Source organism: Enterococcus sp. DIV1206 (assembly GCF_051712485.1).
Lineage (GTDB): Bacteria > Bacillota > Bacilli > Lactobacillales > Enterococcaceae > Enterococcus > Enterococcus faecalis.
Window position 1 is genome coordinate 456,389 of the sequence record NZ_JBIOOZ010000001.1, and the last position, 12,817, is coordinate 469,205.

At 38.7% G+C, this 12,817-nt stretch carries 11 protein-coding genes; 9 read left to right on the plus strand and 2 right to left on the minus strand.

What is annotated here, in order from left to right:
* Nucleotides 1–15: 15 nt before the first annotated feature.
* Nucleotides 16–1,575 (minus strand): ClC family H(+)/Cl(-) exchange transporter, encoded by a 1,560-nt coding sequence (locus tag IGK86_RS02280; RefSeq protein ID WP_033627751.1) that lies wholly within the window; start codon nucleotides 1,573–1,575, stop codon nucleotides 16–18.
* A gap of 164 nt (nucleotides 1,576–1,739) precedes the next feature.
* Here IGK86_RS02280 and pcrA point away from each other — a divergent pair, with 164 nt between their 5' ends.
* Nucleotides 1,740–3,998, plus strand: a complete 2,259-nt coding sequence (pcrA, locus tag IGK86_RS02285; protein WP_002363179.1) for a DNA helicase PcrA — start codon at nucleotides 1,740–1,742, stop codon at nucleotides 3,996–3,998.
* 125 nt (nucleotides 3,999–4,123) lie between these two features.
* Nucleotides 4,124–6,154, plus strand: a complete 2,031-nt coding sequence (gene ligA / locus IGK86_RS02290; protein ID WP_002375948.1) for an NAD-dependent DNA ligase LigA — start codon at nucleotides 4,124–4,126, stop codon at nucleotides 6,152–6,154.
* Here ligA and IGK86_RS02295 read toward each other — a convergent pair.
* Nucleotides 6,151–6,366, minus strand: coding sequence for a hypothetical protein (locus IGK86_RS02295; protein WP_002399765.1), 216 nt, complete (start codon nucleotides 6,364–6,366; stop codon nucleotides 6,151–6,153). The two genes, ligA and IGK86_RS02295, sit on opposite strands and share 4 nt — an antisense overlap.
* Here IGK86_RS02295 and IGK86_RS02300 point away from each other — a divergent pair.
* From IGK86_RS02300 to IGK86_RS02330, 7 genes are all read left to right on the plus strand, one after another.
* Nucleotides 6,326–6,418: a putative holin-like toxin gene (locus IGK86_RS02300; RefSeq protein ID WP_306291989.1), complete on the plus strand. Its 93-nt coding sequence runs from the start codon at nucleotides 6,326–6,328 to the stop codon at nucleotides 6,416–6,418. The genes IGK86_RS02295 and IGK86_RS02300 overlap by 41 nt on opposite strands.
* A 317-nt stretch (nucleotides 6,419–6,735) precedes the next feature.
* Nucleotides 6,736–7,041, plus strand: coding sequence for an Asp-tRNA(Asn)/Glu-tRNA(Gln) amidotransferase subunit GatC (gene gatC / locus IGK86_RS02305; RefSeq protein ID WP_002355569.1), 306 nt, complete (start codon nucleotides 6,736–6,738; stop codon nucleotides 7,039–7,041).
* Nucleotides 7,041–8,510: an Asp-tRNA(Asn)/Glu-tRNA(Gln) amidotransferase subunit GatA gene (gene gatA, locus IGK86_RS02310; RefSeq protein WP_002368026.1), complete on the plus strand. Its 1,470-nt coding sequence runs from the start codon at nucleotides 7,041–7,043 to the stop codon at nucleotides 8,508–8,510. The genes gatC and gatA overlap by 1 nt, the downstream gene beginning before the upstream one ends.
* Nucleotides 8,510–9,940, plus strand: coding sequence for an Asp-tRNA(Asn)/Glu-tRNA(Gln) amidotransferase subunit GatB (gene gatB / locus IGK86_RS02315; protein WP_002358703.1), 1,431 nt, complete (start codon nucleotides 8,510–8,512; stop codon nucleotides 9,938–9,940). The genes gatA and gatB overlap by 1 nt, the downstream gene beginning before the upstream one ends.
* An 18-nt stretch (nucleotides 9,941–9,958) precedes the next feature.
* Nucleotides 9,959–11,047: a diacylglycerol kinase gene (locus tag IGK86_RS02320; RefSeq protein WP_002355572.1), complete on the plus strand. Its 1,089-nt coding sequence runs from the start codon at nucleotides 9,959–9,961 to the stop codon at nucleotides 11,045–11,047.
* A gap of 199 nt (nucleotides 11,048–11,246) precedes the next feature.
* Entirely contained in the window at nucleotides 11,247–12,620 is a 1,374-nt protein-coding gene (gene rlmD / locus IGK86_RS02325; RefSeq protein ID WP_002364803.1) for a 23S rRNA (uracil(1939)-C(5))-methyltransferase RlmD, read from the plus strand.
* Nucleotides 12,621–12,749 carry a hypothetical protein gene (locus IGK86_RS02330; RefSeq protein ID WP_002355577.1) on the plus strand — a complete coding sequence of 43 codons (129 nt, stop codon included), beginning with the start codon at nucleotides 12,621–12,623 and terminating at the stop codon, nucleotides 12,747–12,749.
* Nucleotides 12,750–12,817: the final 68 nt, after the last annotated feature.

Genomic DNA, 12,817 nt, shown 5'->3' on the forward strand with positions numbered 1-12,817 from the left:
GTTCAGCAGCTTTCTTTAATTCACTAAATCATTCGGTAAAGTTTTTTGATAAATCTCTTTTTTGACTTGGTAAGCGAGTTTTTCATCGGTCAAAATAATGAGCACATCGCCAACATGCATAACAGTATCACCATGTGTTAAAATTTCCGATTCGCCACGCCGAATGGAAGTGAGCAACATTTGTTTAGGCCAGATAAAATCACGTACCATCGTATCATCTAAGGAACTTTCTGCAGTGATAGGTAATTCAATAATCGTTTTGTGGCCACGAATATTACTTACTTTAGAAGGAACCAAACGTTCTAATAAGCTTTCATAAATTGGCTTGCCGCCAAGACTATCGATGGTAATATAACTAACTAAAGCGACAACCCCTAAAGACATTAAATGAGAAAAATTGCCGACCATTTCTGTTACTAAAATAATTGCTGTTAACGGTGCTTTACCAATCGCAGTAAAATAACCAGCCATGGCAAAAATTAAAAAGTTTTTCACAAAAATTGGATCCATCCCTACGTATTGGACAAGTAGACTGCCATACAATGTTCCGATAATGGCACCTAAAGTTAGAATAGGCAAGAAAATACCACCAGGGAGATTCGAACCGTAAGAAACCATTGAAAAAACAAAACGTAAAACCAGTAAGCCGACTAAAGCCCAAATCGTGGCCGGTTGATTGCCTAAAGCTAAAACAATTTGATTCCCACCGCCAAGTAAATGTGGAAAGAAATAACCAATCGGTAAAATCAAAATAAAAGGAATAAAACCATAATAATTAGAAGAAAGGCCTTTGATTTTTCCATATACTTTTGGTAAGGACAACAATGTTTTTTGATATATCCAACCTAACAATCCTAGCAAAACGCCCAGCAGTACTAATGTCCAATAGTACTCTAAAGGCAAAGATTTAACGGGACCAATATAAAGAACTGGCTGCAATCCGAAGAAATGCAAAGAAACAAAGTTAGCGGAAATGGCCGCAGAAAAAGAGGTTAACCAAACTAAAGGTGAAAAGGAATGGTGAACCTCTTCTAGAACAAATAAAAGGCCTGCGATTGGTGCATTAAAAGCGGCGGCTAAACCAGCACTGGCACCACTACTGATTAAAATTTTTTCTTCAGACTTGGTGCTTTGCCGCCATTGACTATAGCCTTGTCCAACCACTGCACCTAGTTGAATTGAAGGACCTTCACGTCCCAAAAATAGCCCAGGACTAATCGCTAAGACCCCACCGATAAATTTTTTCCAAAGCACTGGAAACCAGTGAATTTCTAATTGACCTTGGAGTTGTCCTTCCACTTGGGGGATGCCACTGCCTTTAATTGCTGGTTCGCTCTTAATCAGTCGTCCTAATAAATAAGCAAGCACGAGAGAAAATAAGAACCAAGGAATCATCCAAAAGGGTTTTTCGTGAAACGTTTGATACAGATGCACGACTTGTTCGCCAATTTTTTCAATGCCTAAGCGAAATAAGCTGACAACAAAGCCGACCAAAATTCCGACGACGATGCCTTTAAGGATAAAGCCGATTCGGGTACCATCTAATTGTTTAATTTCATGTACATCATTATTCATTTCATTTTTAGCCTCCATCACTACTTACTAATGTACTGCGGTTTGACTTGATTTACAAGAAAATTTCATATAAAAAGAAAAAGATTTTTTGTTCTTTTCTAAAGAACTTCAAAGGGATTTTTGGTATACTGTATAAGATTGAAAAAAGAGAGAGGACGTTTAATATGACACAAAAACATGCCTTGGTTCAGGGAATGAATCCTCGACAAGAAGAAGCCGTTTTGCATACAGAAGGACCACTGTTAGTCATGGCTGGTGCTGGTAGTGGAAAAACGCGGGTTTTAACACATCGAATTGCCTATCTAATTGAGGAAAAAGAAGTAAATCCATGGAATATTTTGGCGATTACGTTTACCAATAAAGCTGCTAAAGAAATGAAAGAGCGTGTAAATAAATTACTGGAAACGGGTGGCGAAGATGTATGGGTCTCCACTTTTCACTCCATGTGTGTAAGAATTTTACGTCGTGATGTGGATCAGATTGGTTACAACCGTAATTTTACAATCATTGACCCATCGGAACAAAAAACATTAATGAAACGCATCTTAAACGACTTAAATATTGATTCAAAAAAATATGATCCTCGCTCAATTTTAGGTACGATTAGCAATGCTAAAAATGAATTACAAACGCCTGAAAAAGTTGCTGAAATGCAAGGTTCCTTATATGAAGAAATTGTCGCAAAATGCTATGAAGCCTATCAAAAAGAATTACGCAAAAACCAATGTATGGATTTTGATGATTTGATTATGAATACGATTCGTTTATTCAATGAACAACCAGATACGTTAGCTTTCTACCAAAATAAATTTCACTATATTCATGTGGATGAATACCAAGATACCAATCATGCACAATATACCTTAGTCAATTTATTGGCTGCACGTTTCAAAAATCTGTGTGTCGTAGGTGATGCCGACCAAAGTATCTATGGTTGGCGCGGGGCGGATATGCAAAATATCTTGGATTTTGAAAAAGATTATCCAGATGCCAGTGTAATTTTGCTAGAACAAAATTATCGATCCACCAAAAACATTTTGGCGGCTGCGAATGATGTCATCAAAAATAACCGTAACCGCCGCGAGAAAGAACTGTGGACAGAAAATATAGACGGTGAAAAAATTGTCTATTATCGTGGGGACACAGAACGGGATGAAACACAATTTATTGTGAGCCAAATCCAAAAAGAAATGCGGGAAAATGACCGAATTTATGGTGATTTTGCGGTATTATATCGGACCAATGCCCAATCCCGTGTAGTGGAAGAAATGCTCTTGAAATCTAATATTCCGTATACCATGGTGGGCGGACATAAATTCTACGACCGTAAAGAAATTAAAGATATTTTGGCTTATTTAAGTTTGATTGCCAATCCAGATGATTCGATTAGTTTTGAACGAATTGTCAATGAACCAAAACGAGGAATCGGTAAAAGTTCAATTGAAAAATTACGACTATTTGCGGATACGCATGGTTGGGCTTTGCTGGAAGCTGCCCAAAATGTTGATTTGGCAAATATTTCAGGAAAAGCGGGTAAAGAGCTTGGTAATTTTGGCATGATGATTCAAGACTTAACGAAAACAGTGCCCTATTTAACGATTACAGAATTGGTGAAAGAAACTTTACAACGTAGTGGTTATCGGGAAGCTTTGATGGCGCAAAATAATTTAGAGTCTCAAGCTCGCTTAGAAAACTTGGACGAATTTTTATCTGTGACACAAGAATTTGATAAACGTTTTGAAGCGCAAAACAACGACGATCCAAATGGCGAAGAAACAAAATTGGCGGATTTTTTAACAGATTTAGCCTTGGTTTCTGATTTAGATAATTTAGAAGAGAGCTCTTCGCAGGTAACCTTAATGACGTTGCATGCGGCCAAAGGGCTGGAATTTCCAGTGGTCTTTTTAATGGGCTTAGAAGAAGGGGTTTTCCCATTATCACGTGCCATGCTAGAAGAAAGTGAACTGGAAGAAGAACGGCGCTTGGCTTATGTTGGTATCACCCGAGCGGAAGAAGCCCTGTTTTTAACGAATGCTTATTCGAGAACATTATATGGTCGCACGCAATATAATCGACCAAGTCGCTTTTTAGAAGAAATTGAGGCGGAGCGTTTAATGAAACAAGGGGCGGCGGCCAATTTACAGAAAGCTCCAGCGCGCACCTTTGATCCTAAAGTATTTAAGCCCAGCGCAAGTAAACCAGCTTATACACAACCAGCTACAAAATCAGTTAGCAACAAAGTGGCAAGTGGTGGCGAAAAAGTTTCTTGGCAAGCAGGTGATAAGGTCCAACATAAAGCATGGGGCGTTGGTACAGTCGTTCGTGTAGGCGGTTCGGCCAAAGACTTAGAGTTGGACATTGCTTTCCCAGAAAAAGGCATAAAACGGTTGTTAGCGGCATTTGCACCAATTGAAAAAATTTAACATGCAAAATAGGTCAGTGATTTAATGAGAAATCATCATTAGATAAATTCTTTTTATTTTCTATCTTAGTGTAAATGTGTTAAAAAGACGATAAGAGCATTACACTTATGAGGAGGAGTTCTACGATGGAACAACAACCATTAACATTAACGGCGGCGACAACTCGTGCGCAAGAATTAAGAAAACAACTCAATCAATATTCCCATGAATATTATGTCAAAGATCAACCATCCGTAGAAGATTATGTTTACGATCGTTTGTATAAAGAGTTAGTCGATATTGAAACGGAGTTTCCTGATTTAATCACGCCAGATTCGCCGACACAACGTGTAGGTGGCAAAGTTTTATCTGGTTTTGAAAAAGCTCCGCATGACATTCCAATGTATAGTTTAAATGATGGGTTTAGCAAGGAAGACATTTTTGCTTTTGATGAACGTGTTCGTAAGGCGATTGGTAAACCCGTTGCTTACTGTTGCGAGTTAAAAATTGATGGGTTAGCAATTTCATTACGTTATGAAAACGGGGTGTTTGTACGCGGAGCAACACGAGGCGATGGAACGGTTGGTGAAAACATTACAGAGAACTTACGAACGGTTCGCTCTGTACCGATGCGTTTAACGGAGCCCATTTCAGTGGAAGTTCGTGGCGAGTGCTACATGCCTAAACAATCCTTTGTCGCATTGAATGAAGAACGTGAAGAAAATGGCCAAGATATTTTTGCCAATCCTCGGAATGCAGCGGCGGGCAGCTTGCGCCAACTAGATACAAAAATTGTGGCAAAACGGAACTTAAATACGTTTTTATACACAGTTGCTGATTTTGGGCCAATGAAAGCGAAGACGCAGTTTGAGGCATTAGAAGAGCTTTCTGCAATTGGTTTTAGAACCAATCCCGAACGGCAATTATGTCAGTCAATCGATGAAGTTTGGGCCTACATTGAAGAATACCATGAAAAGCGGAGCACTTTGCCATACGAAATCGATGGAATTGTGATTAAAGTGAACGAATTTGCGTTACAAGATGAATTAGGTTTCACTGTCAAAGCACCTCGCTGGGCGATTGCCTACAAATTTCCACCAGAAGAAGCAGAAACAGTAGTGGAAGATATTGAATGGACAATTGGGCGCACGGGGGTGGTCACTCCTACTGCGGTCATGGCTCCTGTACGAGTCGCGGGAACCACGGTTAGTCGGGCAAGTTTGCATAATGCAGATTTTATTCAAATGAAAGATATCCGTTTAAATGATCATGTTATTATTTACAAAGCCGGCGATATTATCCCAGAAGTAGCGCAAGTCCTAGTTGAAAAACGTGCAGCCGATAGTCAGCCTTATGAAATGCCGACACATTGTCCAATTTGTCATAGTGAGTTGGTGCATTTAGATGAGGAAGTGGCGTTACGTTGTATTAATCCAAAATGCCCTGCGCAAATTAAAGAAGGGCTGAATCACTTTGTCTCACGAAACGCAATGAACATTGATGGCTTGGGGCCAAGAGTGTTAGCACAAATGTATGACAAAGGATTAGTGAAAGACGTAGCGGATCTGTATTTCTTAACAGAAGAACAATTAATGACTTTGGATAAAATCAAAGAAAAATCAGCAAACAACATTTATACTGCCATTCAAGGGAGTAAAGAAAACTCTGTAGAGCGTTTGATTTTTGGCTTAGGGATTCGCCATGTGGGTGCGAAAGCGGCGAAAATTTTAGCGGAGCATTTTGGTGATTTATCAACCTTAAGTCGAGCAACTGCGGAAGAAATTGTGGCTTTGGATTCAATTGGCGAAACAATCGCAGACAGCGTTGTGACGTATTTTGAAAATGAGGAAGTTCATGAATTAATGGCTGAACTGGAAAAAGCCCAAGTGAACTTGACATATAAAGGTCTCCGGACAGAACAATTAGCAGAAGTGGAGTCACCTTTCAAAGACAAAACAGTTGTTTTAACAGGAAAATTAACGCAGTACACTCGCGAAGAAGCCAAAGAAAAAATTGAAAATCTTGGTGGAAAAGTTACAGGGAGTGTTTCGAAAAAAACTGACATTGTGGTTGCTGGCGAAGATGCAGGCAGTAAATTAACCAAAGCTGAAAGCTTAGGCGTGACCGTTTGGAATGAACAAGAAATGGTCGATGCGTTAGATGCAAGTCATTTTTAAGAAGAAAAATTAACGTTGTCAGATTTTATGTAGTAATTTGATGGTATGCTTATTTTAGTCATAAAAGTTATATGAACGAGGACTTTCTGAGTTGAGAAAGGAGGTTGATGCTTATGCGCAATTCTTCTTATCTTAATGAAAGGAGCAATGTTTTTGTCCGTTGAAGCAGCGTTGGGACTGATGATTGGTTTTGCAACACTTGTTGTGACCATTATCTTCGGTATCTTAGCGCTTGTCTTAGACAACAAAAATAACCGTTCATAAGCTTTGAGGAGCTGAACGGTTAAGCGTTTGAAATAAAACCAATAACTCAGTAAGCCGCTAGTTCTTATAACTAGTAGTGGCTACTAGAGAGGTATGTTCCTGCATATCTCTCTTTTCATTTTCATAATAACATGTTTCCGTCATTTTTGCGAGCGACAAATTATCAATGAAATTCAAGGTTTCATCTAAAATATCCGACCATTTTATGGTAGAATAGGAACAGAGTGAACAGCTGTGCTAAGCTGTTTAAAGAAATACAATCCAATTGATTAATCTGAAAATGAAAATTTCAGTAAATGATAGAAAGAAGGGTATCTATGGCAATTACAGAAGAACAAGTCAAACATGTCGCTAAATTATCAAAATTATCTTTCTCCGAAGAAGAATTAGCGGACTTTACCAATCAACTAGATAAAATTATTGATATGGTGGAATTACTAGAAGAAGTAGATACAACCGGGGTTCCTTTTACTTCAAATGTGAATGAATCAATCAATGTCATGCGTGAAGACGTAGCGACACCAGGAATGGACCGTAAAGAATTAATGCGGAATGTTCCGGAATCAGAGAATGGTTACATTAAAGTGCCTGCAATTATGGATAACGGGGAGGCAGGAGCCTAATGGAAAAATTATACGACAAATCGTTAACAGAGTTACATGATTTATTGGTCTCAAAAGAAATCACTGCAGTTGATTTAACCGAAGAAACATTAAATCGTATTCAAGATACAGAAGAACAACTAGGTTCTTTTATCACAGTTAGTGAAGAAAAAGCAATGGCATTAGCCAAAGCGATTGACTTAAAAGGCATCACTGAAAGTAATCCATTAGCTGGGATTCCAATTGGGATTAAAGACAACATTGTCACAAAAGATATTTTAACAACAGCTGGCTCAAAAATGTTACACAATTTTGACCCAATTTATGATGCGACCGTGATGGATAAAGTCTATCAAGCAGATATGATTCCAGTCGGAAAATTGAACATGGATGAATTTGCCATGGGCGGAAGTACGGAAACGTCTTACTTCAAGAAAACAAAAAATGCTTGGGATCAAACCAAAGTTCCTGGCGGTTCTTCTGGTGGTTCAGCTTCTGCTGTCGCAGCCGGACAAGTCCCAGTTTCTTTAGGGAGCGATACAGGTGGTAGTATCCGCCAACCAGCCGCATTCAATGGTATTGTGGGCTTGAAACCAACGTATGGACGTGTGTCTCGTTTTGGTTTGATTGCTTTTGCTTCAAGTTTAGACCAAATTGGTCCATTGACACGAAATGTTAAAGACAATGCCTTAGCTTTAAATGCAATTAGTGGTTATGACGAAAAAGACGGCACTTCTGCAGGCGTTTCTGTTCCTGATTTTACGGCAGATTTAACTGGCGACATCAAAGGCATGAAAATTGCTTTACCAAAAGAATACTTAGGTGAAGGGGTACAACCTGATGTTCGTGAAGCGGTATTAAAAGCAGCAGAAACATTTAAATCTTTAGGAGCAACGGTGGAAGAAGTTAGTTTGCCACATTCTAAGTACGGCGTAGCGGTTTATTATATTATTGCCTCTTCAGAAGCAAGTTCAAACTTACAACGCTTTGATGGCATTCGTTATGGTTACCGTTCCGAAAATGTCCAAAATCTAGAAGATGTCTATGTTAATTCACGTTCTGAAGGTTTCGGAACAGAAGTTAAACGTCGGATTATGTTAGGAACATTCTCTTTAAGTGCTGGTTATTATGATGCGCACTTTAAAAAGGCTGGTCAAGTCCGTACACTAATCAAACAAGATTTTGAGAATGTCTTTGCGGATTATGACTTAATCATTGGCCCATCCACACCAACAGTTGCCTTTGGTCTAGGGGAAAACATCAATGATCCAATCACAATGTATATGAATGATATTTTAACCATTCCTGTCAACTTAGCAGGACTACCAGGCATGTCCATTCCAGCAGGATTCTCAGAAGGCTTGCCAGTTGGTTTACAAATTATTGGAAAACATTTTGACGAACATACAATGTATAAAGCAGCCTATGCTTTTGAACAAGCGACAGATTTCCATACGAAAAAACCAGTCATTTTAGGGGGGAACGATTAATGAACTTTGAAACTGTCATTGGATTAGAAGTCCACGTAGAATTGAAAACCAACTCTAAAATTTTCTCCTCTGCGCCAGCGCATTTCGGAGCAGAACCAAACAGCAACACAAATGTGGTTGACTGGAGTTACCCAGGTGTTTTGCCTGTCATGAATAAAGGTGCCTTAGAATTTGGCATGAAAGCAGCTCTTGCTTTGAACTGTGAAATTTCAAAAGAAACTCATTTTGATCGTAAAAACTATTTTTACCCAGATAACCCGAAAGCATACCAAATTTCTCAATTTGATCAACCAATCGGACATGATGGTTGGATTGAAATTGAAGTCGAAGGCAAAAAGAAAAAAATTCGCATTGAACGTGTACATTTAGAAGAAGATGCTGGGAAAAATATTCACGGCACAGATGGCTATTCTTATGTAGACTTGAATCGTCAAGGCACGCCTTTAATTGAAATCGTTTCTGAAGCAGACATGCGTTCACCAGAAGAAGCGTATGCTTATTTAGAAGCGTTGCGTTCAATTATCCAATTTACAGAAGTTTCTGATGTGAAAATGGAAGAAGGTTCTATGCGTTGTGATGCCAATATTTCTTTACGTCCGTATGGTCAAGAAGAATTTGGTACTAAAGCGGAATTAAAGAACTTGAACTCTATGAACTTTGTAAAAAAAGGTTTAGCTTATGAAGAAAAACGCCAAGCCAAAGTCCTATTATCTGGTGGCGAAATTCAACAAGAAACACGCCGCTTTGATGAAGCAACTAGTACAACGTTGCTTATGCGTGTTAAAGAAGGCTCAAGTGACTACCGTTACTTCCCAGAGCCAGATGTTCCTCGTTTTTCAATTGATGATGAATGGATTGAAAAAGTTCGCGCTAGTTTGCCAGAAATGCCAGCCTCACGTCGTGCCCGTTATATCAGTGAATTAGGGTTACCTGAATACGACGCAATGGTCTTGACTTTAACGAAAGAAATGTCAGATTTCTTTGAAGCAACTTTAGCAAACGGTGCAGATGCGAAACAAGCATCAAACTGGTTAATGGGCGAAGTTTCTGCTTACTTAAACAGTGAAAAAGTTGAATTAGCCGATACTAAACTGACACCAGAAAATCTAGCGGGTATGATTACTTTGATTAACGATGGCACAATCAGCTCGAAAATTGCGAAGAAAGTGTTCAAAGAGTTAATTGAAAATGGTGGAGATGCTAAAGAAGTTGTCGAAGCAAAAGGCCTTGTTCAATTATCTGATCCAGCGCAATTATTACCAATGATTAACGAAGTTTTAGACAACAACCAACAATCAATTGATGACTTTAAAAACGGAAAAGACCGTGCAGTTGGTTTCCTTGTTGGACAAATTATGAAAGCAACTCGTGGACAAGCAAACCCAGGTGTGGTTAACAAGTTATTGCAAGAAGAGCTTTCAAAACGATAAGAAAGTAGCAGGCAAACCATGAAAAAAGCTAGAGTGATTTATAATCCAACGTCAGGAAAAGAGTTAATCAAAAAGAACTTAGCCGATATTTTATCTATTTTAGAAGAATGTGGTTATGAAGCCAGTGCATTTGCGACCACACCAGAAGAAAATTCAGCACGCAATGAAGCACATCGTGCTGCGCGTGCAGGATTTGATTTACTAGTAGCAGCAGGTGGAGATGGGACCATTAATGAAGTCGTGAATGGGATTGCTCCGTTGAAGCGGCGCCCTAAAATGGCCATTATTCCTGCTGGAACGACGAATGACTATGCACGGGCCTTGAAGATTCCTCGTGATAATATCGTTAAGGCAGCAGAAGTGATTAAAAAAAATCAAACTGTCAAAATGGATATTGGTCAAGCCGGCAAAAATTACTTTATCAATATTGCGGCGGGTGGTCATTTAACGGAACTGACTTATGAAGTTCCGTCAGAGTTGAAAAGTATTTTTGGTTACTTAGCGTACTTAGCCAAAGGAGCCGAAATGTTGCCGCGAGTGAAGCCGATTAAAATGCGCATGACGTATGATGAAGGTGTGTACGAAGGCAACGCATCAATGTTTTTCCTAGGGCTGACTAACTCGGTGGGTGGTTTCGAGCAAATCGTACCAGACGCTAAATTAGATGATGGTAAGTTTTCATTAATCATTGTAAAAACAGCCAATATTTTTGAGATTCTTCATTTAGTTGCGTTAATGTTAAATGGTGGAAAGCATGTTGAAGATCATCGACTAATCTATACAAAGACCAGCTATTTACATGCAGAAACGTTAGAAAAGAACAATAAAATGATGATTAATTTAGATGGTGAATATGGAGGCGATGCTCCAATGACCTTTAAAAATATGCATCAACACATTGAAATTTTTGCAAATGGTGATGCACTGCCGTCCAATGCAATTATGGGTTCTGTCTTAACTGGTAGCGATGAGATTGTCGTAGAATCAGAAGACGAAGAGGAAGAAGCATATAACGAAGCCAGCAAAGAATTTGTCAAAGAAGTTGAACGACTAACAGACGAAGATATTGATGGCGATGGAAAGATTGCCGAAAAAGAAAAGCACTAGGTAGTCCGTGAATAGCTAATGAAAGATTTAGTTGATAAGATCTTTCATTGGCTATTTTTTGACTAAGGGAAAGGGTCTCATTCTTTTATTTGCCTAAAAAGCTCAAACGGAAGTGCTAAATCGCCATGAAAATTCGTTGTTGCTTTTCTTAGGTATTTTCATTAGAATGAGTGAAGTGTATAAAAAGAAGGAGCGACTTATGAAAAATTATCCAGTAAAGAAAAATGACGTCATTGAAGTAGAAATCGTTGACTTGACGCATGAAGGTTTAGGCGTGGCAAAAGTGGACCATTATCCATTGTTTATTGAAAATGCCTTACCAGGTGAAAAACTTGAAATCAAAGTCTTAAAAACAGGCAAAAGTTTTGGTTACGGGAAAGTATTGACTGTCCTAAAAAGCAGTGAACAGCGTGTTCCCGTGAAAGATGAAAACTTTACAAAAGTCGGAATCAGTCCGTTGCAACATTTAGCGTACGGCGCCCAACTATCATTTAAAACGCAACAAGTCGAAAATGTTATGCAACGTGTTGCTAAATTACCAGAAGTCCCTGTTTTACCAACAATTGGGATGAACGATCCGTGGCATTACCGGAACAAAGCACAAATTCCCGTGCGTAAAATTGACAACCAACTACAAACAGGTTTTTTCCGGAAAAATAGCCATGATTTAATTCCAATGGAACATTTTTATATTCAAGACCCAGAAATTGATGCAGCAATTGTTAAAATCCGTGACATTATGCGTAAATATAGCGTAAAACCTTATAACGAATCTGATAATACAGGGAACTTACGCCATATTGTCGTTCGTCGTGGCTACCATACTGGGGAGATGATGGTTGTTCTAATTACGAGAACACCGAAATTATTCCCAATTAGTAAAATTGTGCCAGATATTTTGGAAGCTATTCCGGAAGTAGTCAGCATTGTACAAAATGTAAATCCAAAACGAACCAATGTCATTTTTGGCGACGAAACCATCTTATTACATGGGTCTGAAAAAATTACAGATACTATTTTTGATTTGAAATTTGAAATTTCCGCGCGTTCATTTTATCAAGTAAATCCACAACAAACAGAAGTGATGTATCAAAAAGTTAAAGAGTATGCGGCTTTAACAGGCAATGAAATTGTGGTGGATGCCTATTGCGGGATTGGAACGATTGGCTTAACTTTAGCCCAAGATGCAAAGCAAGTTTACGGTATTGAAGTAATTGAAGAAGCGGTCAAAGATGCAGAAAATAATGCTAAATTAAACAACATTGAGAATGCCACTTTCACGGCTGGTTTAGCGGAAGAATTATTGCCAAAATTAGTTGAAAATGGCTTGCAACCAGATGTTGTGGTGGTGGATCCACCACGGAAAGGGTTAGACGGTCAATTAGTAAACACATTAATTGAAACGCAACCTGAACGAATTGTTTATGTCAGCTGTAATCCAGCCACACTCGCTCGCGACATTGCATTATTAACAGAAGGTGGCTATGAAGCAAAAGAAATTCAACCAGTGGATAATTTCCCACAAACGACCCACATTGAATCTGTCACGTTATTAACAAAGGCGGTGGATTAAATGAATGAAAAAGAAAAAATGTTAGAATTAATTAAAAAGAAACAAGGTGGTGGCCGTTCTAAAAAAATGGAAACTCCCAAAAATGATCGTAAAAACATGCGCAAAGGGCCTAAAATTTTTAATAAATAAGCGGTTATCAGTAAAAAGTTGAGGTCGGGACAGAAGCGTTTAACTCCGAGAAATAAGAAGGAATTTCC